The following is a 21,385-nucleotide window of genomic DNA, read 5'->3' as shown; positions in this document are numbered from 1 at the left end:
CCGCGATGACGGCTCCGCACGTGCTCGACGAGGTGCCCGAGGGAGGCGCCCGGCGGCCGGTCCTCGACCCCGCGGTCGTCGAGACGGCCGGGCCCGCCCCGCTCGTGGTCCGTCGGCGGGGCGGCCGGCGGGTCTCGACCGACCCGGTGCCCGGCAGCGATCCCGCTCCTGCACCCGAGCCTCCTCGGCACGCGTCGGGGGAGAACGACCGTCAGCTCCGCGACGACGTGCCGCCCCACTGGGGCTGACCCCGCGGGGTCACCGCACACGACGACGGCCCGCCGCTCCCGGTGAGGGAGGGGCGGGCCGTCGAGGTGTGCGGAGCAGGGAGCTCAGCGGCTGCCGAGCGGTCCGTTCCCGAGGTTGACGCTGCCGCTCGGGGTCGGGTCGGCGGCGTGGCTGCCGTGACCGGCGACGCCGGAGTCGACGCCCGACTGCGCCCGCAGCAGGTCGCGGATCTCGCTGAGCAGCTCGACGTCGGTCGGCGGCACGTCCGCCGGCGGGACGGTCTCGTCCGACTGCTTCGCGAAGGTGCGCTTCAGGAGGCCGTTCACCGGGAGCACGAGGCAGAAGTAGACCACGGCCGCGATGATGACGAAGTTGATCAGCGCGCCGATCACGGCGCCGAACTTCAGCTCGGCGTCGGCCCCGCCGCTCACCGTGGGGATGCTCACGACGAGCGCCTCGTCGAGCATCGACGCGTTGAACGCCGCACCGATCAGCGGGTTGAAGATGTTGGTCACGAGCGAGGTGACGATGGCGGTGAACGCGGCTCCGATGACCACGGCGACAGCCAGGTCGATCACGTTGCCGCGCAGGACGAATTCTTTGAAGCCCTTCACAGGTGCGCTCCTTCGGGTCGAGGGGTGGTCGTCGTCGCCGACAACTCAACCACTCCTCGGGGATCGCCGCGGACGAGCGTCAGGAAGAGGTGGCCGAGCCTCCCGAGGAGGAGCCGCCCGAGGACGAGCCCGACGACCCGCTCGAGGACGTGCCCGACCCGGAGGACGACGCGCCGCCTCCTGCGCTCTTCTCCTTCGCGCCCGACGACTTCTTGTCGGATGACGACGACGACGTACCGGCCGACCCCGACGACGAGCCGCTGCCGCTCCGGGAGTCGGTGCGGTAGAAGCCCGACCCGTTGAAGGTGACGCCCACCGGGCTGAAGACCTTGCGGAGCACGCCCTGGCAGACGGGGCAGACCGTCAGCGAGTCGTCGGTGAACGACTGGACGACGTCGAAGGCGTTGCCGCACTCGGTGCAGCGGTACGAGTAGGTGGGCACGGGCGTCCTAGCTGGGGGTCGAGGAGGCGGCCCACGAGAGAGGACTCAGGTCCGAGCTCAGAACTCGTGGATGCCGCTGGGGGTGACGACGCCGTCGACGGGCTGGTCGTGACGCTCGCGCGGCACCTGCTCCACGTACTCGGAATCGAACACCACAGCATAGACCGGCGGTCGCTTCTCCATCGATCCGAGGGTCTTGTCGAAGTAGCCGCGGCCCCAGCCCATCCGCATCCCCGTGTGGTCGATGGAGGCGGCCGGCACGATGATGAGGTCGACGTCGTTGATCGCCATCGGGCTGAGCACCTCGCCGACCGGCTCGGGCAGGTCGAACAGCCCGAGCGTCTCGGTCTCGCCGTCGCCGACGGCCCAGTCGAGCAGCCCGTCGGGACGGGAGATGGGGAACAGGACGCGGACGTCGTTCTCGTAGGCCCAGTTGAGGAACGGCCGGGTGTTCGGCTCGTCCGCGGTGGAGAGGTAGGCCGACACCGACCGCACGGAGAGCCCCGACGCGAGGTCGACCAGGTGCCTCGTCAGGCCCACGGTCGCCTGGTCACGAGCGTGGTCGCCCTGGTTGCGGCGCCGCTGTCGCAGCTCCGCCCGGAGTGCGCGCTTGGCGTTGCCGACCTCGTCCGTCATGTCCCCGATGGTACGGGCACGAAATGTGCCCCCCGCGGAACGCCGCGGGTGGATACGCTGAGCGGCATGGGCTTCACGATCAGCAAAGCAGTCATCCCCGCCGCCGGCCTGGGTACCCGATTCCTCCCCGCGACCAAAGCAATGCCGAAGGAGATGCTCCCCGTCGTCGACAAGCCGGCGATCCAGTACGTCGTCGAGGAGGCCGTGAACGCGGGCCTCACCGACGTCCTCATGATCACCGGGCGCAACAAGAACGCCCTCGAGAACCACTTCGACCACGTGTCGGAGCTCGAGGAGACCCTGAAGAAGAAGGGCGACCACGACAAGCTCGCCAAGGTCAACCAGTCGACCGACCTGGCCGACATGCACTACGTCCGCCAGGGCGACCCGCTGGGCCTCGGCCACGCGGTGCTCCGCGCCAAGATGCACGTGGGCCGCGAGCCGTTCGCCGTCCTGCTCGGCGACGACATCATCGACGCCCGCGACCCGCTGCTGACGCGCATGGTCGAGGTGCAGGGGCAGAAGAACGCCACCGTGATCGCCCTGCTCGAGGTCGACCCCTCGCAGACCCACCTCTACGGCATCGCCACGGTCGAGGAGACCGACGAGGACGACGTCGTCAAGGTCACCGGCCTTGTCGAGAAGCCCGCACAGGGCGAGTCGCCCTCGAACCTGGCCATCATCGGCCGCTACGTCATCCGTCCCGAGGTCTTCGACGTCCTCGAGAAGCAGGAGCCGGGCAAGGGCGGCGAGATCCAGCTGACCGACGCGCTCATGAAGATGGCCGGCGCAGAGGAGTGGACCGGCGGCGTGTACGGCGTCGTCTTCCGCGGCCGTCGGTACGACACGGGCGACAAGCTCGACTACATCAAGGCCATCGTGCAGCTCGCGAGCGACCGGGAGGACCTCGGCGACGAGCTCCGCCCGTGGCTCAAGGAGTTCACGGCAGGGCTGGAGTAGGCGACCACCACGTGAGCAGCATCCCCACGCTGGCGGAGGGGCGGGTCGTCATCCGGCCCCTCCGCCTGCGTGACACCCGCGACCTCGACCAGGCGCTGGCCGAGAACCGCTCGTGGCTCCGGCAGTGGGAGGCCACGAACCCGAACGGGTTCACGAGCCACGACGTCCGCGGCAGCATCCGCTCCCTCCAGGTCAACGCCCGCGCCGGCCTCGGCCTGCCGTTCGCCATCGAGCTCGACGGCCGCTTCGTCGGCCAGCTCAACGTCAGCGGCATCACCTACGGCTCGCTCGGCTCGGCGACGATCGGCTACTGGGTCACGCAGTCGGCAGCCGGCAACGACGCGACCCCGATCGCGGTCGCGCTGGCCACCGACCACTGCTTCCGTGCCCTCGGCCTGCACCGCATGGAGATCTGCATCCGTCCCGAGAACGGCCCGAGCCTCCGCGTCGTCGAGAAGCTCGGCTTCCGCTACGAGGGGCTCCGGCGCCGCTACATCCACATCAACGGCATGTGGCGCGACCACTTCTGCTTCGCGCTGGTGGCCGAGGAGGTGCCCGAGGGCGTCCTGCACCGGTGGCGGTCGGGCACGGTCCCGGCCGGGCAGGGCAGCGTGCCCCCCGAGGCGCTCGTCGAGGCCGAGCGGCAGCTGCCGCTCTAGGTCGATCCACGGCGGCTCAGCGCAGATCGGGTCCGGATCCGCCCAGAACTGGGCGAGACACACCCCGTGACATGGCCGCCGCGCCCCGCCGCCGCTCATACCCTCGTCAGCATGGACATCGGGTCGTGGGGCGGGGGCCTCGTGCTGGCGCTCGTCGCCGTGCTCTGGCTCGTCTACCTCGTGCCCACCTGGCAGCGCCGCCGCGAGTACCTCGCCACCGAGCGCAACGCCGTCCGCCTGCAGCAGACGCTCCGCATCCTCGCCCAGACGGCCGAGCTGCCCGAGGAGGTGCGGATCGAGGCCAACGCCCGGTCCGTCGCCGACGCGCAGCGCATCCTCGCCCGCGAGGAGACGAAGCGGGAGGCCCTCCGCCGGGCCCACGAGGCGGCACGTCAGCGCGCCGTCACCCGCGAGCTCGCGGCCGCCGCGCCCGTCCTCCGCGCCGCCGACCACGATCCCGCCCTGGCTGCCCGCCGCCTCCGTCGTTCGCGTCTCGTCTCGACCGTCGTGCTCGTGCTCGGCGCGGTCGCGATCGTCGCGGGCATCGCGACCTCGTTCTGGGTCGCCTCGATCGCGGGGCTCGCATTCGGGGCCGGGGCGGTCGCCATGCTCGCCCAGCTCGCCGCGGTGTCACGGGCGCGGGCCCGGCGTCAGGTCGCGTCCGCTCCCCGTGTCGGCCAGCCGCTCAGGGACTTCTCGTCGTCGCTCGCCGACCCCGAGGCAGAGGTCGAGGTGGAGTCGCGGGAGTGGACCCCGGTCCCCGTGCCGACGCCCCTGTACCTGCGACGCGGACGGCAGCGCCCCGCCTCCCGGCCCGCAGCCACGGCGGCGGCGTCGGCTCCCGCCCCGGAGTCGCCCGCGGACGACCTGCGACGTCAGTCGGAACGCTCCGTCCAGGCGCTGAGGGAGTCCCAGCGGGCACAGCACCAGGCGCTGCGCGAGGCCGCTCGGGCCGAGGCGGCCCTCTCCGCACCCCGGGCGGCGCCGGCGCCCGCGACGCCGAGGGCACCCGCCGCGCAGCCGGCAGCTGCCTCCCCGCCGCCGCCTCCCGCCGCTCCCAGCCGCTTCGCGCGCATGGGCATCGTCGACGACCTCGGCGAGCCGAGCTTCCGCCTCGACGAGGCGCTCGAGCGGCGCCGCGCGGTCTGAGCCGCCTCGAGGAGGCGGGCGTCGCGTCGATTCGGACCGGCGCCTCCTCGGGTGCTATCGTTGCGGAGCAGGTCTGGGGCTATGGCGCAGTTGGTAGCGCGTCTCGTTCGCAATGAGAAGGTCAGGGGTTCGAATCCCCTTAGCTCCACCAGAAGTGCATCACCACCTCGGCGTCACGAAGGCCCTCCCGGCGGGAGGGCCTTCGTCGTGTCAGGGGTCGCCCCCAACGGGGGTCCATGAGCGCCTCGAATTCACGGCATACTCTTAGAAATGAGCATTCCGCAGCCTCCCTCCGATCCGCAGCAGCCGAACTACCAGCCCGACCACTCCGCTCCGGGTGCCGGTGCGCCTGCGGCGGGCTACCCCTACCAGGCTCCTGCCTACGGCCCGCCCCCCACCGCACCCCAGAACACCGGGGGCAACGGCCTCGCGATCGCCTCCGTCGTGCTCGGCGGCGTCGGCCTGGTCCTGTCCTGGATCTTCCTCGGCGGGATCTTGGCGCTCGTCGGGCTCGTCCTCGGCGTCGTCGCCCTCGTCAAGAAGCGCGGCTCGCGCCTCCTGGCGATCATCGGCACGGCCGTGTCGGCCCTCGCCCTCGTGATCTCGGTCATCGTCACGATCGTCACGTTCATCGCTGCCGCCTCGGCGATCGACCAGATCAACGAGTCCCTCGAGTCGACGTCCGTCTCGCAGTCGCCCGCCGCCGAGGCCGAGGACGATGCCGCCGAGACGACCACCGAGAACGTCGCGTTCGGCGAGACGGTCACCTACGACGACGGCCTCGCCGTCACCGTCTCCGCGCCCGAGACCTTCACCCCCGGCGAGTACGCCGCCGGTGCCGACCAGGCCGCGAATGTCGTCTTCACGATCACGATCACCAACGGCACGGACGCGAACTTCGACCCGACGCTGGCGTACCCGTCCGTCGCCTCCGCCGGCGTCGAGGCGTCGAGCGTCTACGACTCCGACCAGTCGCTCAACCAGCCCAGCACCGCCGTCCCCGCCGGCCAGTCGGTCACGTGGCGCAGCGCCTTCTCGGTCGCCGACCCCGCGCAGCTGATCCTGGAGCTCAGCCCCGGCCCGTTCGAGTACGACTCGATCGTCTACCAGAGCTGACGACAGCCCACCGCAGCACCCGTGCCGCTCGCCCTCCGGGGCGGGCGGCACTCCTGTTCCCGGAGGTGCCGAGGGCGCGCGCAGGTCGACCGCGCGTCGGCGAAGATGGACGTGTGCCCCTCGACTCCCGTGACCCCGACCTGCTCGCGCGCCTCCGGGCCGACCTCGCGTCCTCCGACTTCACGGTCGACCGGCTGACGGGGCCCGACGCCTGGGGCGCCAGCGCCGGTGCGGCGCTGTTCCGGGGGGAGCGCGTCGCGGCCCGGCGTGCGCTCGTGAGGAGCGCCTCCCGCGTGCCGTCGCTCCGTCCGGCGGCGACGCTGGCGTCGTTGTTCATCCTGGGCTGGCCGCAGCCGCTCGCCGACGTCGAGGCGGCGCTCCCGACCCTGGGGGCGGCAGGCGCCGCCGCGCTCGGCCTGATCGAGGCCTCCGGCGGCGAGGTGCGCGCGCTGGTCGACCTGCGGCCGTACGCGTTCGTCGACGCGTCGGGCGAGGCCAGCTGGTGGATCGCCTCCGATCTCGGCGAGCTCGCCCTCGGAGGCGCGCTCCGCGAGGACCACGTGCTGGGGATCGGCGGGGCGTCCGCGACGCTGGCCGGGCTGATGATCCCGCGCACAGTCGACAGCGCGCTCGACCTCGGCACGGGCTGCGGCATCCAGGCCCTCCACGTCGCCCGGCACGCTCGCCGGGTCGTCGCCACCGACATCTCGCAGCGCGCCCTCGACTTCGCGGCCTTCAACGCCGCCCTCAACCTCGTCGACGGCATCGAGTTCCGGCTCGGCAGCCTGTTCGAGCCCGTCGAGGGCGAGCTGTTCGACCACGTCGTCTCCAACCCGCCCTTCGTGATCACTCCCCGGGTCGAGGGCGTGCCCGAGTACGAGTACCGCGACGGCGGCATGGTCGGCGACGACCTCGTCGCGTCGGTCGCGTCGCAGGTCGGCGCCCACCTGACGCCCGGAGGCGTCGCGCAGCTGCTCGGCAACTGGGAGACGGGAGGGGCGGACGCGGCGGCGGGCAAGCGCGGGGCCTATTCGGTGGCCGACTGGGTCGCCCGGGGCGGCGTCCCGCTCGACGTGTGGGTGGTCGAGCGCGAGCTGCAGGACCCTGCGGCCTACGCCGAGACCTGGATCCGCGACGGGGGCACCCGTGCGGGCGACGCCGACTTCGAGCGGCTCTACGAGGCCTGGCTCGGCGACTTCGAGCAGCGGGGCGTCGTCGAGGTCGGCTTCGGCTACGTGACCCTGAGGCGGCCGCTCGACGCGGCGACCGAGCCCGTGGTCCGCACGGAGCGCCTCCTCGGGGGCCTCGGCTCGAACGACGTCGGCCTCGGTCGGCACCTCGGGGCGACTCTCGACGCCGTGGACCTGCTCCGCTCGCTCGACGACGACGCGCTGCTGGGCGCTCGCCTCACGGTCGCCGGCGACGTCACGGAGGAGAGGCACTACTGGCCCGGCAACGACGACCCCACCGTCATCACCCTCAGGCAGGGAGGCGGCTTCGCCCGGTCGGTCGAGTCGGGCACGGCCCTCTCGGCGCTGGTGGGCGCCTGCGACGGCGAGCTCAGCGTCGGCGCGATCGTGGGCGCGCTCGCCCACCTGCTCGAGGCCGACGAGGTCGCACTCACGGCCGAGCTGCTGCCCCGGGTGCGCGAGCTCGTGACGACGGGGATGCTCCGCGCCTGATCGCCGAGCGGGCAGGGCCGCGGTGCCCGCTCGGCTCCGACGGGCTAGAGGTCGTCGCCCGTCTCGTCGTCGGCCGCCGCCGCCTCCTGCTTGCCGACCCGGTCGCCCCAGGTGCGCCAGCTGTACTCGGGGACGAAGCCGAGCAGGTCGCGGGCCTTGTCGCTGCTGAGCAGCGAGTCGGTCCCCTCGACGGCGGCGCGGCGCTCGACGGTCGGCCAGAACTGGTCGGCGAGCAGCGCGGTGGGCGTGTTCATCACCGTGTCGGTCGCGGCGATGATGAACGCCTCGAAGCCGACGAGGTCGCTCTCGAGCGCCCTGCGCACGGCCTGGGCGCCGTCGCGGGCGTCGATGTACGAGAACAGGTTGAACGTCTTCTTCTCGGGCGTCTCGTCCCAGGGGTACTCGGAGTAGTCGCCGTCGTCCATGACGTTCGAGAAGCGGAGGCCGATCATCTTCAGCTGGCGGTCCCAGCGGGTGAAGTGCCGGGCCATCTCCTCGTCGAGGGCCTTGCCGAGCGAGTACGACGACTCGGGCCGCACGGCGTACTCCTCGTCGAGGGGCAGGTAGGGCGGGTCGAGGTCGAAGGGGATGCCGAGCAGGGTCTCGCTCGAGGCCCAGACCACGTTGCGGATGTGGGCCGCCCGGGCTGCGGCGAACACGTTGTAGCTGCCGGTGACGTTGTTGTGGAAGAGCGTCGCGTTCGGCACGAGGCCGGGCGCCGGGATCGCCCCGAGGTGCACGACGGCGTCGATCGAGTCGTAGCGGTCGTCGACGTGGGTGAGCGCCTGCAGCACCTGGCCGTAGTCGGACAGGTCGACCTGCACGTACGTGACGCCCTCGACGGGGTCCGGGCTCGGCACGCGGTCGAGCAGCACGACCTCCCAGCCGTGTTCGGCGAGGTCGCGGACGACGGCTCGGCCGAGCTTGCCGCTGCCTCCGGTGACGGCGACGCGGAGGGCCGCGGGGGACGGGGTGGATGACGACATCGTCTGCACTCTTCCTGGGGTCGGAGCGGCGCTCGGTGCGCCTCCTCCTGTCTACCGTGTCGGCGCTGGACGTGCGCGACGGAGCCGCGGGTACGGTCGTGCGGGACGGGGCCGTCCGGCCCCCTCCGCCGCCACGGCGACGGACGACACGAGGAGGCGCCCCATGAGCGACACCCAGAGCCACGACCCCGCAGACCACGACGTCGACCCCCGCCACGACGCGGCCGCCGTGCACGGGGACGACCCGGCGCCCGTCGAGGAGCACGCCGGCTCGGCCGCCGACGACGCCGCTCGCGAGGGCGCCGTCGAGCAGGTGGACGACACGCTCGGCGGGCACATCCCGCTGCGCTGAGCCCGTCTGTTCTCCCGCGCAGCCCTCGTCCCGGCCTGCGTCTCTGGCCCCAGTTCTAGTCGGACGCATGAATCACCCGCCGTTCACCCCACCGCGCCGCTGAGGGGCGGGCTACAGTGCAGTGTGCTCACCGGCTGGTTACCGGGGCACATCGCGCCCGTCATCGTCGACGTGCGACCGAGCGTGGTCTCCTGATCCGATCCCGCCCGGCCTCGTCCGAGGGCGCGACCGCACGCCTCCGCCCGAGCCCTGCTCGGCCACGGGGGCGTGTGCTGTCTCGGGACTCGCCGTCTCGCCCCTCCCGCGTGCCCGGACCGGTGCCGACCGCCTCCGGCCCGCCTCGCCTCGCTGTCGCCGGCATGGGGCAGGATCGACACATCATGTCGCCCGCCCCCTCCGCACCGCTGTCCGCCCTGCTGCCCGAGAACCCGGGGCCCGAGTCGTACGACCAGGACACGGCCTACGCCGACTTCGCGGAGTGGGCCGAGGGCCGGGGCCTGCCGCTGTACCCGGCGCAGGACGAGGCGATGATGGAGCTCGTCTCCGGCGCCTCGGTCGTGCTCAGCACGCCGACCGGCACGGGCAAGTCGCTGGTCGCCGCAGGCGCGCACTTCGTCGCCCTCTCGCAGGGCGGGCGCACCTACTACACCGCGCCCATCAAGGCCCTGGTCAGCGAGAAGTTCTTCGCCCTGGTCGAGCTGTTCGGGCCGGAGAAGGTCGGCATGGTCACGGGCGACTCGTCGGTCAACGCCGACGCGCCCATCATCTGCTGCACCGCCGAGATCCTCGCGAACCTCGCCCTGCGCCACGGCTCGGACGCCGACGTCGACCAGGTCGTCATGGACGAGTTCCACTTCTACGGCGACCAGTCGCGCGGCTGGGCCTGGCAGGTGCCGCTGCTGCTGCTCGACCGTGCGCAGTTCCTCCTCATGTCGGCGACCCTCGGCGACGTCACGCGCCTCGTCGACGACCTGTCGCGCCGCACCGGCCGCCCCGTCGCCCGGGTGACCGGCGTCGAGCGCCCGGTGCCGCTGCACTACTCGTACGCCCAGACCCCCGTGCAGGAGACGGTGGAGGAGCTGCTCTCCACCGGCGAGGCCCCCGTCTACGTCGTGCACTTCTCCCAGGCCGCGGCGCTCGAGCGCGCGCAGGCCCTGTCGAGCATCAAGGTCGCCAGCCGTGAGCAGCGCGACGAGATCGCCGAGCTGATCGGCGGCTTCCGCTTCAGCACGGGCTTCGGCAAGACGCTCAGCCGCCTCGTGCGCTCGGGCATCGGGGTGCACCACGCGGGCATGCTGCCCAAGTACCGGCGCCTCGTCGAGCAGCTCGCCCAGCGGGGGCTGCTGCGCGTCATCTGCGGCACCGACACCCTCGGCGTGGGCATCAACGTACCGATCCGCACCGTGCTGCTCACGGCGCTGACGAAGTTCGACGGCACCCGCATGCGGCAGCTCACGGCGCGGGAGTTCCACCAGGTCGCGGGTCGTGCCGGCCGTGCGGGCTACGACACCTCGGGCACCGTGGTGCTGCAGGCGCCGGAGCACGAGATCGACAACCTGAAGGCGATCGAGAAGGCGGGCGACGACCCGAAGAAGAAGCGCAAGATCGTCCGCAAGAAGGCGCCGGAGGGCTTCGTCTCGTGGGGCGAGCCGAGCTTCCACAAGCTGATCGCCGCCGAGCCGGAGGCGCTGGTCTCGCACATGCAGATCACCCACGCCATGCTGCTCAACGTCATCGGCCGCGGGGGCGACGTCTTCGCGAACGTGCGCTCGCTCGTCTTCGACAACCACGAGCCCCGTGCCGCGCAGTACGCGATGGCGCGGCAGGCGATCTCGATCTACCGCACGCTCCGCACCGCGGAGGTCGTCGTGCAGGAGGCGAGCCCGGACGGAGGCGCGCCCACCATCCGCCTGACGGTCGACCTCCAGGCGAACTTCGCCCTGAACCAGCCGCTCTCGCCGTTCGCCCTGGCGACCTTCGACGTGCTCGACCAGGAGTCGCCGAGCTACGCGCTCGACGTCGTCTCCGTCGTCGAGGCGACCCTCGACGACCCGCGCCCGATCCTGTCCCAGCAGCAGTTCAAGGCGCGCGGCGAGGCCGTGGCCGAGATGAAGCGCGAGGGCGTCGAGTACGACCAGCGGATGGAGCTGCTCGAGCACGTCACCTGGCCGAAGCCCCTCGACGAGCTGCTCACCGCGCTGTTCGAGACGTACGCCGCCTCGCAGCCGTGGATCGGCGATTTCGCACTGAGCCCGAAGTCGGTCGTGCGCGACCTCTACGAACGCGCGATGACCTTCGGCGACTTCGTGGCGTTCTACGGCCTGGCCCGGTCGGAGGGGCTGGTGCTCCGCTACCTCTCCGACGCGTTCCGGGCCCTCCGCCAGACGGTGCCCGACGAGGCCAAGACCGACGAGCTCGCCGACCTGATCGAGTGGCTCGGCGAGCTGGTGCGGCAGGTCGACTCGTCGCTGCTCGACGAGTGGGAGGAGATGCTCAACCCCCGCGAGGTCGAGGCCCACGACGAGATCGTGCCGCCGGTGCTCCGCCGCTTCACGGCGAACGACCGTGCGTTCCGCATCGCCGTCCGGAACGAGATGTTCCGCCGGGTGCAGCTGATGGCACGCGACGACGCCGAGGGGCTGGGTCAGCTCGACGCCTCCTCGGGGTGGGACACCGACCGCTGGGGCCAGGCCCTCGACCGCTACTTCGACGAGTACGACACGATCGGCACCGACACCGACGCGCGGGGGCCGCACATGCTCCAGATCGAGCAGCTGCCGACGGTCTGGCGCGTCCGCCAGACCCTCGCCGACCCCGACGGCGACCACGACTTCGGCATCTCGGCCGTCGTCGACCTCGCGTCGAGCGACGAGCGGGGGGAGGCGGTGGTCACCGTGACGGCCGTCGGCCCGGCCTCCGAGCGCGCCGGGGGCACCGGGGGCAGGCTCGTCGAGGAGTAACGTTGTCGGCGGCCCGGCCGACCACGGCTGCCCGTCACCCCCGGAGCGACCCTCCGGTGCACCGCCCCCGGCGACCCGTCGCCGGGCTCCCCGAGGAGGACCCATGTCTCGCCTGTCCGGCAAAGTCGCGATCGTCACGGGAGCCGCCTCGGGCATCGGCGAGGCCATCGTCCGCCGCTTCGCCGACGAGGGCGCGCAGGTCGTCGCGACCGACATCCTCGACGGGTCGGCCGTCGCGGCCGAGGCCGGCGCGGAGTTCATCCAGCACGACGTCGCCAACGGCGGCGACTGGAAGCGCGTGATGGACAGGGTGGCCGACCACTACGGGCACCTTGACGTGCTCGTCAACAACGCGGGCATCGTCTCGGGGCAGTCGATCGACGTGACGCAGCTCGAGAGCTGGAACCGCGTCTTCGCCGTCAACGTCACGGGCGTCATGCTCGGCACGCGCTTCGCGATCGAGCAGATGCGCGCCAACCCCGAGCGGTCGGGCGGCTCGATCATCAACTTGGCGCCGGCGACGTCGTTCCTCGGCTTCGGCGACGACGCGGCCTACACCGCCAGCAAGCACGCCCTCGTGGGCCTCACCCGCTCGAGTGCGGCGCACGCCGCCCAGGAGGGCTGGGACATCCGCATCAACTCGCTGCACCCCGGGCCGACCGACACGGCGTTGTTCCGACGTCAGGTCGAGGCCCAGCCCGCCCTGCTCGACGCGTTCCGCACGATGAGCCCCCGCGGGCGGCTGGCCATGCCGGAGGAGGTGGCCGGGCTCGCCCTGCACCTCGCCTCCGACGACTCCGCGTTCTCGACCGGCGCGCAGTTCGTCGTCGACGGCGGGCTCTCGAGCACGCACCCCTCGATGTAGCGCGCCGTGCGCTGCGGTGCGCTCACTGCACCGGGTCTCGTGCACTGCACCGGGTCTGGACGCGGTGCAGTGCACGGAACCCGGTGCAGTGCCTAGAAGAGGGTCGCGGGCGGCTCGGGCGGCGCCGCGACCGGCGACGTGGTCGCGACGGGGGCGCCGGGCCAGCCGGGGCCGGCGGGCACGTCGGTGCGGTTCTGGAACGCGGTGGCGGCGCCCCGGGCGCGGACGTCGGCCGCCTCGTTCATCTCGTGCCCGACGTGGCCGCGGACCCACTCGAAGGTGACCTTCCGCCCCGCGAGGGCGTCGTCGAGCTCCTTGAGGATCTCGACGTTCAGCACCGGCTTGCCGTCGGCCTTGCGCCAGCCCTTGCGCTTCCAGCCGGGCATCCACTCGGTGCAGGCCTTGATCGTGTACTGGCTGTCGCACAGGACGTGCACCGGTTCGCCGGCGCCTGCCGTGGCCCGCAGCAGCTCGAGCACGGCCGTCAGCTCGCCCTGGTTGTTCGTCGCGCGGGGCCAGCCGCCCGCGGCCCAGCGGTCGTCGTCGACGTACCAGGCCCAGCCGGCGGGACCGGGGTTGCCGAGGGCGGATCCGTCAGCGGCGGCGACGATCGTCATGGGTGCTCCTTGCTCGAGATGTGCGCCCACCACGGTACGCGAGCGGCGCGCGCCCCTCGACCCGCGCCTCCTCGGTCCGCCCTGGGTCGTGCCGCGCGGCGACCCGTCGCAGGTCAGCCGACCTGGTCGGGGTGCGAGCCGGAGCGCTCGCCGCTGTCGAGCGCGGCGATCGTGGCGAGGTCGTCCTCGTCGAGCTCGAAGCCGAACACGTCGAGGTTCGACGCCAGCCGCAGCGCGTTGACGGTCTTCGGGATGACGACGAGCCCCTGCTGCAGGTGCCACCGGATGACGGCCTGGGCGGGCTCGACCCCGTGCTTCGCCGCGATCCGGCCGATCGCGGCGTCGTCGAGCACGCGGCCGCGGGCGAGCGGCGACCAGGCCTCGACGGCGATGCCGCGGGCGGCGCAGAACTCGCGCAGCTCGTGCTGCTGCAGCCACGGGTGGGCCTCGACCTGGTCGATGACCGGCACGACGCTCGTCTCGCCGAGCAGCCGCTCGAGGTGGTGCACCTGGAAGTTGCTGACGCCGATCGACCGGGCCCGCCCCTCCTCGGCGATCCGCTCGAGCGCACGCCAGGTGTCGACGTACTTGTCCTGCGTCGGGGCCGGCCAGTGGATCAGGTAGAGCTCGACGTGGTCCGTGCCGAGCCGCTCGAGGCTCGCGTCGAAGGCGCGCAGCGTCTCGTCGAAGCCCTGCTCGGTGTTCCAGACCTTGGTGGTGACGAAGACGTCGTCCCGCGGCACGTCGGAGGCGCGCAGCGCCTGCCCCACGCCGACCTCGTTGCCGTAGAACGACGCCGTGTCGACGTGGCGGTACCCGAGCTCGAGGGCGGTGGCGACGACGGTGCGCGCCTCGTCGTCGGCGACCTTGTAGACGCCGAGGCCGAGCTGGGGGATGCGGGCTCCGTCGGACAGGACGACGGACGGGACGGTGATGTCGGACATGCCCCGATCCTCCCATCCGCGATCACGGCCGGGCCGAGGAGGCGCGGGCCGGCGGACGAGGAGGCGGCGCGGGCCAGCAGACGAGGAGGCGCGGGCCAGCAGACGAGGAGGCGCGGGTCAGCTGGCCTGGACGGGGACCGGCTCCGTGTCGGGCAGCGGGCTCGCGTCGCGGCCGCGGAGGTCGGGCAGCGCACGGTGGAAGACGAGGCCGACGACCACGCCCACGAACGAGAAGGCCGCCGCGACCACGAGGCCGCCCTGCCCGCCGATGCGGTCGATCCAGAAGCCGGCGATCGCCGAGCCGAGGGCCGAGCCGATCAGCTGGCCGGTGCCGGCCCAGCCGTAGGCCTCGGCGGTGTCGCTGAACTTGACGCTCGACGAGACGATGGCGAACATCACGGCGAGGGCCGGCGCGATGCCGACCCCGGCGACGAGGAGGGCGCCGCTGATCGGCAGGAGCCCCGTGGCGAAGATCGCGAGCACCATGCCGACGAACACGATCGCGAGGCGGCGGCCGAGCGCCCAGGGGCCGACGGGCACGTGCCCGAGTGCGAGGCCGCCGACGAGCGAGCCGGCGGCGAAGACGGCCAGGGCGATGCCCGAGTCGGCGCTGCCCTCGCCGAAGAGCGCCACGACGCCGGCCTCGACCGCGGCGCACGCGCCGATGAGCAGGAAGCCGGCGACGGTGGCGAGCAGGACGGTGGGCCGGGCGAGCACCTTGCCGAACGAGCGCTTGCTGCGGGGGATCCGCACACGGCCGACCTCGGGCGAGGCGATGAACCAGATGCCGCCGCCGACGAGGAAGAGCGCGGCCAGCCAGATCGCCTCGCGGGTGCCGACCTGCGTGCCGACGAAGGTGGTGATGACCGGGCCGGCGACCCAGATGATCTCCTGGGCGGAGGCGTCGAGCGAGAAGAGGGGAGTCAGCTGCGACGAGTTGACCATCTTCGGGTAGATCGTGCGGACGGCGGGCTGCACGGGCGGCACGCTGAGGCCGGTGAGGAAGCCGAGCGCCATGAAGGCGGGCACCGAGAAGTCGTACGCGGTGAACGCGAGCATCGTGACGAGGCAGACGCTGAGCGTCAGGAGCAGCACGGGGCGCATGCCCCAGCGGCCCATCCAGCGGCTGGTGAGCGGGCCGGAGATCGCCTGGCCGATGCTCGTCGCGGCGAGCACGAGCCCGGCCGCCGCGTAGGAGTGGTGCACGTGCTCGACGTGCAGCAGGAACGCGAGCGAGAGCATCCCGAAGGGGAACCGCGCGGTCAGCTGGGCCGCGATGATGCGCCCCACGCCGGGGGTCTTCAGGAGGGACGAATAGGTGCTCACGAGAGGTCGAGTCTACGGAGGCGCGGGCGCGGGCGGCAGCCCTGTCCCGACACACCGCGACACGCCGTGGCCCCGAACTGGGGACGACGCCGTCGCGATGTCGGAGGTGGGGAGGAACATGTGCACAACCGCCAGATCCTGGGGGCAACTCCGCCAGATCTGTGCAGAACTTGGGGGAACTCCTGTGGAGAACTCGCCCGACGGAACTACACGCCTGTAACACCGCATCTAGTTGTGGGCCCGAGTCCGGGCCACAAGATGTAGTATCGAGGAGTTGCCGCAGGTACTACGCCCGCTGCCCCAGACCCGCATCAGAACCACCGCGTCCGACCCCCGCGTCGGCCCGAGAACACAGGGGAAACCATGGCCATCACCGTCTACACCAAGCCGTCCTGCGTCCAGTGCACGGCCACCTACCGCGCCCTCGACAACAAGGGCATCGAGTACGAAGTCCTCGACGTCACCGCCGACGACGCCGCGCTCGAGACCGTCAAGGCGCTCGGCTACCTCCAGGCGCCCGTCGTCATCGCCGACGACGACCACTGGAGCGGCTTCCGCCCCGACAAGATCGCCGGCCTGGCCGCTCGCGTCTCCTGACCCGCGCCTCCTCGTGACGGGGCCGGGCCGCGGCCCGCTCCCGTCACCGGAGGCACAGCACCACGAGCAGAGGAGGCGGTCGTCACCGTGACCCATCTCATCTACTTCTCCAGCGTCTCGGGCAACACGCACCGGTTCGTCGAGAAGCTCGGGGTGCCGGCCGAGCGGATCCCGCTCTTCCCCTCCGAGCCCCCGCTCCACGCCCGTGACCCCTACGTGCTCGTCCTGCCGACCTACGGCGGCGGCGAGGGCCGAGGCGCCGTCCCGAAGCAGGTCATCCGGTTCCTCAACGACGAGGGCAACCGAAGCCTCATCCGAGGCGTGGTCGCGGCGGGCAACACCAACTTCGGAGAGGGGTACTGCCTCGCCGGCGACATCGTCGCCGCCAAGTGCGACGTGCCCCTGCTCTACCGGTTCGAGGTCTTCGGCACCCCGGACGACGTCTCAGCAGTACAGAACGGATTGGAAGAATTTTGGACGCAGCAGTCGACGATCTCGAAGTGATCGCAGCACCCGGGCAGGGCATGAGCATGGACTACCACTCGCTCAACGCGATGTTGAACCTGTACGGCCCGTCGGGCGAGATCCAGTTCGACAAGGACAGGGAGGCGGCCAAGCAGTACTTCCTGCAGCACGTCAACCAGAACACGGTCTTCTTCCACAACCTGCGTGAGCGCCTCGACTACCTCGTCGAGAACGAGTACTACGAGCTCGCGACCATCGAGCAGTACGACTTCGCCTTCATCGAGCGCCTGAACGACCTGGCCTACTCGAAGAAGTTCCGGTTCCAGACCTTCCTCGGCGCGTTCAAGTACTACACCTCGTACACGCTCAAGACGTTCGACGGCAAGCGCTACCTCGAGCGCTTCGAGGACAGGGTCGTGATGACCGCCCTCGGCCTGGCCCAGGGCGACGAGCAGCTCGCGATCGACCTCGTCGAGGAGATCATCGGCGGCCGCTTCCAGCCGGCCACCCCCACGTTCCTCAACACCGCGAAGGCCCAGCGAGGCGAGCTCGTCAGCTGCTTCCTGCTGCGCATCGAGGACAACATGGAGTCGATCTCGCGCGGCATCAACTCGTCGCTGCAGCTGTCGAAGCGCGGCGGCGGCGTCGCCCTGTCGCTGTCGAACATCCGCGAGGCCGGCGCCCCGATCAAGCAGATCGAGAACCAGTCGTCGGGCATCATCCCCGTCATGAAGCTCCTCGAGGACAGCTTCAGCTACGCGAACCAGCTGGGTGCCCGTCAGGGCGCCGGTGCCGTGTACCTCAGCGCGCACCACCCCGACATCATGCGGTTCCTCGACACCAAGCGCGAGAACGCCGACGAGAAGATCCGCATCAAGACGCTGTCGCTCGGCGTCGTCGTGCCCGACATCACGTTCGAGCTCGCGAAGAACAACGAGGACATGTACCTCTTCTCGCCGTACGACGTCGAGAAGGTCTACGGCGTCCCCTTCGGCGACGTGGCGATCAGCGAGAAGTACCGCGAGATGGTCGCCGACGGCCGCATCAAGAAGACCAAGATCAAGGCGCGCGACTTCTTCCAGACGATCGCCGAGATCCAGTTCGAGTCGGGCTACCCCTACATCGTCTTCGAGGACACGGTCAACAAGGCGAACCCCATCAAGGGCCGCATCAACATGTCGAACCTGTGCTCGGAGATCCTGCAGGTCAACACCCCGACCACGTTCAACGAAGACCTGTCGTACAACGAGATCGGCAAGGACATCTCGTGCAACCTGGGCTCGATGAACATCGCGCTCTCGATGGACGCCCCCGACTTCGGCAAGACCGTCGAGACCGCGATCCGCGGCCTCAGCGCGGTCAGCGACATGAGCCACATCCAGTCGGTGCGCTCGATCGAGGTCGGCAACGACCAGTCGCACGCCATCGGCCTCGGCCAGATGAACCTGCACGGCTACCTGGCCCGTGAGCGCGTGCACTACGGCAGCGAAGAAGCGATCGACTTCACGAACATCTACTTCTACACGGTGCTGTTCCACGCCCTGCGCGCCTCGAACACGATCGCGATCGAGCGCGGCGTCACCTTCGGCGGCTTCGAGGACTCGAAGTACGCCTCCGGCGAGTTCTTCGACAAGTACACCGAGCAGGAGTGGGTGCCCAGCACCGAGCGCGCGGCCGGCCTCTTCGCCGCGTCGGGCGTGACGATCCCCACACAGGACGACTGGCGTCAGCTCAAGGCCAGCGTCATGCAGCACGGCCTGTACAACCAGAACCTGCAGGCGGTGCCCCCGACCGGCTCGATCTCGTACATCAACCACTCGACGTCGTCGATCCACCCGATCGCGTCGAAGATCGAGATCCGCAAGGAAGGCAAGCTCGGCCGCGTCTACTACCCGGCGCCGTTCATGACGAACGACAACCTGGAGTACTACACCGACGCGTACGAGATCGGCCCCGAGAAGATCATCGACACCTACGCCGCGGCGACGCAGCACGTCGACCAGGGCCTCTCGCTGACCCTGTTCTTCAAGGACACCGCGACGACCCGCGACATCAACAAGGCCCAGATCTACGCATGGCGCGCGGGCATCAAGACGATCTACTACATCCGTCTGCGCCAGCTCGCCCTCGAGGGCACCGAGGTCGACGGCTGCGTCAGCTGCATGCTCTAGGCCTCGCGGCCACCGGCGGGGGCCGGTCTCGACGACCGGCCCCCGCCTCCTTGACTGAGATCCACGGCATCAACCCGACGGAAGAGACGACATGACCATCACCGACAAGATCAACAGCGTCGCCGGCGACCCGGTGCACGCCACCGGCAAGTCGATCCCGCTGATCAAGTCGGTCAGCGCGATCAACTGGAACCGCATCCAGGACGACAAGGACGTCGAGGTCTGGAACCGCCTCGTCAACAACTTCTGGCTGCCCGAGAAGATCCCGCTGTCGAACGACGTGCAGTCGTGGAACACCCTCACGCCCGAGGAACAACAGCTCACCATGCGCGTGTTCACGGGCCTGACGCTGCTCGACACGATCCAGGGCACCGTCGGCGCGATCAGCCTGATCCCGGACGCGATCACGCCGCACGAGGAGGCCGTCTACACGAACATCGCGTTCATGGAGTCGGTGCACGCCAAGAGCTACTCGTCGATCTTCTCGACCCTCGCGTCGACGCCCGAGATCGACGACGCCTTCCGCTGGTCGGTCGAGAACCCGAACCTGCAGAAGAAGGCCCAGATCGTCCTCGACTACTACACGGGCGACGACCCCCTCAAGCGCAAGGTCGCCTCGACCCTGCTCGAGTCGTTCCTGTTCTACAGCGGCTTCTACCTGCCGATGTACTGGTCGTCGCGCGCCAAGCTCACCAACACCGCCGACCTGATCCGCCTCATCATCCGCGACGAGGCCGTGCACGGGTACTACATCGGCTACAAGTTCCAGAAGGGCCTCGAGGGCGCCTCGGACGAGCGCAAGCAGGAGATCAAGGACTACACGTTCAACCTGCTCTTCGAGCTCTACGAGAACGAGATCCAGTACACGCAGGACCTCTACGACACCGTCGGCCTGACCGAGGACGTCAAGAAGTTCCTGCACTACAACGCCAACAAGGCGCTGATGAACCTCGGCTACGAGCCGATGTTCCCCAAGGAGACGACCGACGTGAACCCGGCGATCCTGTCGGCGCTCTCGCCGAACGCCGACGAGAACCACGACTTCTTCTCGGGGTCGGGCTCGTCGTACGTCATCGGCAAGGCCGTGAACACCGAGGACGAGGACTGGGACTTCTAGCCCGTCCGGCTCCGCCGCACCACTCAGGAACCCGCGTCCTGGTCCTCCACGGATCAGGACGCGGGTTCCTTCGTCGTGCGGCTGCGGCACCGTGGACGAGTCGCCCCGGGATGCTGCGTCGCGCCGCCGGAGGCGACCGTCCGGGGCGACTCGACGCGCCCAGCTCCGAGCGGGGGAGGCGCGGGTCGGCTGGTCGGGGGAGGCGCGGCCCGTTCGCACACGCGACCATGGAGGGGACCCTGCCACGGGGCCCGAGCTGACCGACGGAGCACCGATGACGACGAACCCCTCCTCCCGGCCGCCCGTGCACGGATGGACGGCACCCGGCGGCGAGCGGGTCGACGACGTGGCCGCCGATGCGTGCGACCTCGACGAGTCGACGACGGCGGAGTGGCAGCCGGTCGCGGCGCACGTGGCCGGCGACCGGTACCTGTCTGCCGACTCGGCCGACGCCTCCACCGGGTCGATCGTCGTGGGGCTGCGGGTCTCGTGGTGGCCGGTCGCGGCGTTCGTGCTGATCTCGTTCGGCCTCGCCTGGCTGGTCTGCCTGCCGCTCTGGCTCGGCGACGGCCTCGCCAGCCCGCTGCTCGGCGTCTGCGCGGTCGCGATGATGGCGACGCCCGCGATCGGGGCCCTGCTCGTCAGCCGGTTCGTCGACCGTCCGGTCTCGATCCCGCGGGCTCTGGGGCTCTGGCCGCTGCGTCCGGTGGGTCGGCTGCTCGGGTACCTGGGCCTCGGGCTCGTCGTGCCTGTCGTGATCGTGCTCGCCGCCCTGCCGATCGGCGCCGCGCTCGGCTTCTACCCGGCCGACGTCACCGGGTTCTCCGCCTTCCGCGAGCTGACCGAACAGCAGGTGGCCCAGGCGACCGCGGGGCTCGGCGATCCGGGACCGCTGCCGCCGATCGGCCTGCTCGTCGCGCTGCAGCTCGTGTCGATCCCGATCGGTGCGTTCGTCAACACCGTGCCGGCGCTGGGGGAGGAGCTCGGCTGGCGCGGCTTCCTGCTGCCGCGCCTCCTGCCCCTCGGCACCGCGCCTGCCGTGCTGGTCAGCGGAGTCGCGTGGGGGCTCTGGCACACGCCGTTGATCCTGCTCGGCTACAACTACGGCGGCGAGACGCCGGGCTGGCTCGGCGTGCTGATGATGACCGGGACGTGCGTCGTCGTCGGCGCGGTCTTCGCCTGGCTGCGGCTGCGGTCGGCCAGCGTCTGGCCTGCTGCCCTGGCGCACGGCGCCTTCAACGCCGCCGCTGGCTCGTACCTGCTCTTCGCCGCGGCGGGCGAGCGGATCGACCTCGTGCAGGGCACGATCCTCGGCTGGTCGGGCTGGATCGTCCCTGTGCTGCTCGTCGCGGTGCTCGCCGCCACGGGCCAGTTCCGTCGCCCGGGCGCGACCCGCCGACGCTGACGCGGGCATCGAGTTGCCCCGAACTGCTGCCTGGCGGGGCGGGAGGCAGCACTTCGGGGCAACTCGGTTCGCGGCCGCGAGCGACCGCGAGCGG

The 21,385-nt window shown here is 71.0% G+C and carries 21 protein-coding genes and 1 tRNA gene; 15 read left to right on the top strand and 7 right to left on the bottom strand.

Going from position 1 to position 21,385, the window contains the following annotated elements:
• The first annotated feature begins 5 nt into the window (after positions 1-5).
• The gene (locus tag ITJ48_RS11255; RefSeq protein ID WP_194613742.1) at positions 6-248 is read left to right on the top strand and encodes a hypothetical protein; all 243 of its coding nucleotides are present in this window, start codon (positions 6-8) and stop codon (positions 246-248) included.
• A gap of 84 nt (positions 249-332) precedes the next feature.
• Here ITJ48_RS11255 and mscL read toward each other — a convergent pair whose 3' ends face one another.
• The 3 genes from mscL to ITJ48_RS11240 all read right to left on the bottom strand — a co-directional run bounded on the left by mscL (position 333) and on the right by ITJ48_RS11240 (position 1,920).
• Complete coding sequence (mscL, locus tag ITJ48_RS11250) at positions 333-842, bottom strand: large conductance mechanosensitive channel protein MscL (protein ID WP_194613741.1); 510 nt, start codon at positions 840-842, stop codon at positions 333-335.
• Positions 843-921: 79 nt separating this feature from the next.
• Positions 922-1,284 (bottom strand): FmdB family zinc ribbon protein, encoded by a 363-nt coding sequence (locus ITJ48_RS11245; protein WP_194613740.1) that lies wholly within the window; start codon positions 1,282-1,284, stop codon positions 922-924.
• 57 nt (positions 1,285-1,341) lie between these two features.
• A complete protein-coding gene (locus ITJ48_RS11240; RefSeq protein WP_194613739.1) occupies positions 1,342-1,920 on the bottom strand; it encodes a 5-formyltetrahydrofolate cyclo-ligase in 579 nt (192 codons plus the stop codon).
• Between the two features lie 66 nt (positions 1,921-1,986).
• On the opposite strand from ITJ48_RS11240, the gene galU reads away from it, so the two are divergent.
• The 6 genes from galU to ITJ48_RS16225 all read left to right on the top strand — a co-directional run bounded on the left by galU (position 1,987) and on the right by ITJ48_RS16225 (position 7,486).
• Positions 1,987-2,880, top strand: coding sequence for a UTP--glucose-1-phosphate uridylyltransferase GalU (galU, locus tag ITJ48_RS11235; protein ID WP_133738421.1), 894 nt, complete (start codon positions 1,987-1,989; stop codon positions 2,878-2,880).
• 11 nt (positions 2,881-2,891) lie between these two features.
• Entirely contained in the window at positions 2,892-3,539 is a 648-nt protein-coding gene (locus tag ITJ48_RS11230; RefSeq protein WP_194613738.1) for a GNAT family N-acetyltransferase, read from the top strand.
• A gap of 111 nt (positions 3,540-3,650) precedes the next feature.
• Complete coding sequence (locus tag ITJ48_RS11225; protein ID WP_194613737.1) at positions 3,651-4,688, top strand: DUF3040 domain-containing protein; 1,038 nt, start codon at positions 3,651-3,653, stop codon at positions 4,686-4,688.
• A gap of 75 nt (positions 4,689-4,763) precedes the next feature.
• A tRNA-Ala gene (locus ITJ48_RS11220) sits at positions 4,764-4,839 on the top strand.
• A 119-nt stretch (positions 4,840-4,958) separates the two neighbouring features.
• The gene (locus tag ITJ48_RS16230) at positions 4,959-5,804 is read left to right on the top strand and encodes a DUF4190 domain-containing protein (protein WP_228506871.1); all 846 of its coding nucleotides are present in this window, start codon (positions 4,959-4,961) and stop codon (positions 5,802-5,804) included.
• A gap of 113 nt (positions 5,805-5,917) precedes the next feature.
• Entirely contained in the window at positions 5,918-7,486 is a 1,569-nt protein-coding gene (locus ITJ48_RS16225; RefSeq protein ID WP_370544892.1) for a methyltransferase, read from the top strand.
• Between the two features lie 44 nt (positions 7,487-7,530).
• On the opposite strand, the gene ITJ48_RS11210 is transcribed toward ITJ48_RS16225, so the two are convergent.
• Positions 7,531-8,472, bottom strand: a complete 942-nt coding sequence (locus tag ITJ48_RS11210; protein WP_194613736.1) for an NAD(P)-dependent oxidoreductase — start codon at positions 8,470-8,472, stop codon at positions 7,531-7,533.
• 163 nt (positions 8,473-8,635) lie between these two features.
• Between ITJ48_RS11210 and ITJ48_RS11205 the strand changes: the two genes are divergently transcribed.
• The 3 genes from ITJ48_RS11205 to ITJ48_RS11195 all read left to right on the top strand — a co-directional run bounded on the left by ITJ48_RS11205 (position 8,636) and on the right by ITJ48_RS11195 (position 12,649).
• Complete coding sequence (locus tag ITJ48_RS11205; RefSeq protein ID WP_192041009.1) at positions 8,636-8,824, top strand: hypothetical protein; 189 nt, start codon at positions 8,636-8,638, stop codon at positions 8,822-8,824.
• 380 nt (positions 8,825-9,204) lie between these two features.
• A complete protein-coding gene (locus ITJ48_RS11200) occupies positions 9,205-11,784 on the top strand; it encodes an RNA helicase (RefSeq protein WP_194613735.1) in 2,580 nt (859 codons plus the stop codon).
• Positions 11,785-11,887: 103 nt separating this feature from the next.
• Positions 11,888-12,649 (top strand): SDR family oxidoreductase, encoded by a 762-nt coding sequence (locus ITJ48_RS11195; RefSeq protein WP_123547988.1) that lies wholly within the window; start codon positions 11,888-11,890, stop codon positions 12,647-12,649.
• 92 nt (positions 12,650-12,741) lie between these two features.
• On the opposite strand, the gene ITJ48_RS11190 is transcribed toward ITJ48_RS11195, so the two are convergent.
• The 3 genes from ITJ48_RS11190 to ITJ48_RS11180 all read right to left on the bottom strand — a co-directional run bounded on the left by ITJ48_RS11190 (position 12,742) and on the right by ITJ48_RS11180 (position 15,536).
• Positions 12,742-13,266: a ribonuclease H gene (locus tag ITJ48_RS11190; RefSeq protein WP_194613734.1), complete on the bottom strand. Its 525-nt coding sequence runs from the start codon at positions 13,264-13,266 to the stop codon at positions 12,742-12,744.
• 113 nt (positions 13,267-13,379) lie between these two features.
• A complete protein-coding gene (locus ITJ48_RS11185; RefSeq protein WP_194613733.1) occupies positions 13,380-14,210 on the bottom strand; it encodes an aldo/keto reductase in 831 nt (276 codons plus the stop codon).
• 117 nt (positions 14,211-14,327) lie between these two features.
• The gene (locus tag ITJ48_RS11180) at positions 14,328-15,536 is read right to left on the bottom strand and encodes an MFS transporter (RefSeq protein WP_194613732.1); all 1,209 of its coding nucleotides are present in this window, start codon (positions 15,534-15,536) and stop codon (positions 14,328-14,330) included.
• Between the two features lie 363 nt (positions 15,537-15,899).
• Here ITJ48_RS11180 and nrdH point away from each other — a divergent pair, with 363 nt between their 5' ends.
• The 5 genes from nrdH (at position 15,900) to ITJ48_RS11155 (ending at position 21,291) form a co-directional block, all read left to right on the top strand.
• Positions 15,900-16,133: a glutaredoxin-like protein NrdH gene (gene nrdH, locus ITJ48_RS11175; protein WP_123547992.1), complete on the top strand. Its 234-nt coding sequence runs from the start codon at positions 15,900-15,902 to the stop codon at positions 16,131-16,133.
• Between the two features lie 87 nt (positions 16,134-16,220).
• Positions 16,221-16,637, top strand: a complete 417-nt coding sequence (gene nrdI / locus ITJ48_RS11170; protein ID WP_194613731.1) for a class Ib ribonucleoside-diphosphate reductase assembly flavoprotein NrdI — start codon at positions 16,221-16,223, stop codon at positions 16,635-16,637.
• 26 nt (positions 16,638-16,663) lie between these two features.
• Entirely contained in the window at positions 16,664-18,769 is a 2,106-nt protein-coding gene (gene nrdE / locus ITJ48_RS11165) for a class 1b ribonucleoside-diphosphate reductase subunit alpha (RefSeq protein ID WP_194614440.1), read from the top strand.
• Between the two features lie 91 nt (positions 18,770-18,860).
• Positions 18,861-19,886, top strand: a complete 1,026-nt coding sequence (gene nrdF, locus ITJ48_RS11160) for a class 1b ribonucleoside-diphosphate reductase subunit beta (protein ID WP_228506869.1) — start codon at positions 18,861-18,863, stop codon at positions 19,884-19,886.
• A 274-nt stretch (positions 19,887-20,160) separates the two neighbouring features.
• Entirely contained in the window at positions 20,161-21,291 is a 1,131-nt protein-coding gene (locus ITJ48_RS11155) for a CPBP family intramembrane glutamic endopeptidase (protein ID WP_194613730.1), read from the top strand.
• Positions 21,292-21,385: the final 94 nt, after the last annotated feature.

Source organism: Frigoribacterium sp. VKM Ac-2530, from assembly GCF_015350835.1.
Taxonomy (GTDB): Bacteria; Actinomycetota; Actinomycetes; order Actinomycetales; family Microbacteriaceae; genus Frigoribacterium.
Note: the sequence above shows the minus strand (reverse complement) of the source record. Positions and strands in the feature narration are given on the sequence as shown.

Coding starts and splice junctions, on each gene's coding strand:
- ITJ48_RS11255 (WP_194613742.1), top strand. CDS start 6: ATGACGGCTCCGCACGTGCTCGACGAGGTGCCCGAGGGAGGCGCCCGG.
- ITJ48_RS11240 (WP_194613739.1), bottom strand. CDS start 1,920: ATGACGGACGAGGTCGGCAACGCCAAGCGCGCACTCCGGGCGGAGCTG.
- galU (WP_133738421.1), top strand. CDS start 1,987: ATGGGCTTCACGATCAGCAAAGCAGTCATCCCCGCCGCCGGCCTGGGT.
- ITJ48_RS11225 (WP_194613737.1), top strand. CDS start 3,651: ATGGACATCGGGTCGTGGGGCGGGGGCCTCGTGCTGGCGCTCGTCGCC.
- ITJ48_RS16230 (WP_228506871.1), top strand. CDS start 4,959: ATGAGCATTCCGCAGCCTCCCTCCGATCCGCAGCAGCCGAACTACCAG.
- ITJ48_RS11210 (WP_194613736.1), bottom strand. CDS start 8,472: ATGTCGTCATCCACCCCGTCCCCCGCGGCCCTCCGCGTCGCCGTCACC.
- ITJ48_RS11205 (WP_192041009.1), top strand. CDS start 8,636: ATGAGCGACACCCAGAGCCACGACCCCGCAGACCACGACGTCGACCCC.
- ITJ48_RS11200 (WP_194613735.1), top strand. CDS start 9,205: ATGTCGCCCGCCCCCTCCGCACCGCTGTCCGCCCTGCTGCCCGAGAAC.
- ITJ48_RS11195 (WP_123547988.1), top strand. CDS start 11,888: ATGTCTCGCCTGTCCGGCAAAGTCGCGATCGTCACGGGAGCCGCCTCG.
- ITJ48_RS11190 (WP_194613734.1), bottom strand. CDS start 13,266: ATGACGATCGTCGCCGCCGCTGACGGATCCGCCCTCGGCAACCCCGGT.
- ITJ48_RS11185 (WP_194613733.1), bottom strand. CDS start 14,210: ATGTCCGACATCACCGTCCCGTCCGTCGTCCTGTCCGACGGAGCCCGC.
- nrdH (WP_123547992.1), top strand. CDS start 15,900: ATGGCCATCACCGTCTACACCAAGCCGTCCTGCGTCCAGTGCACGGCC.
- nrdE (WP_194614440.1), top strand. CDS start 16,664: ATGGACTACCACTCGCTCAACGCGATGTTGAACCTGTACGGCCCGTCG.
- nrdF (WP_228506869.1), top strand. CDS start 18,861: ATGACCATCACCGACAAGATCAACAGCGTCGCCGGCGACCCGGTGCAC.
- ITJ48_RS11155 (WP_194613730.1), top strand. CDS start 20,161: ATGACGACGAACCCCTCCTCCCGGCCGCCCGTGCACGGATGGACGGCA.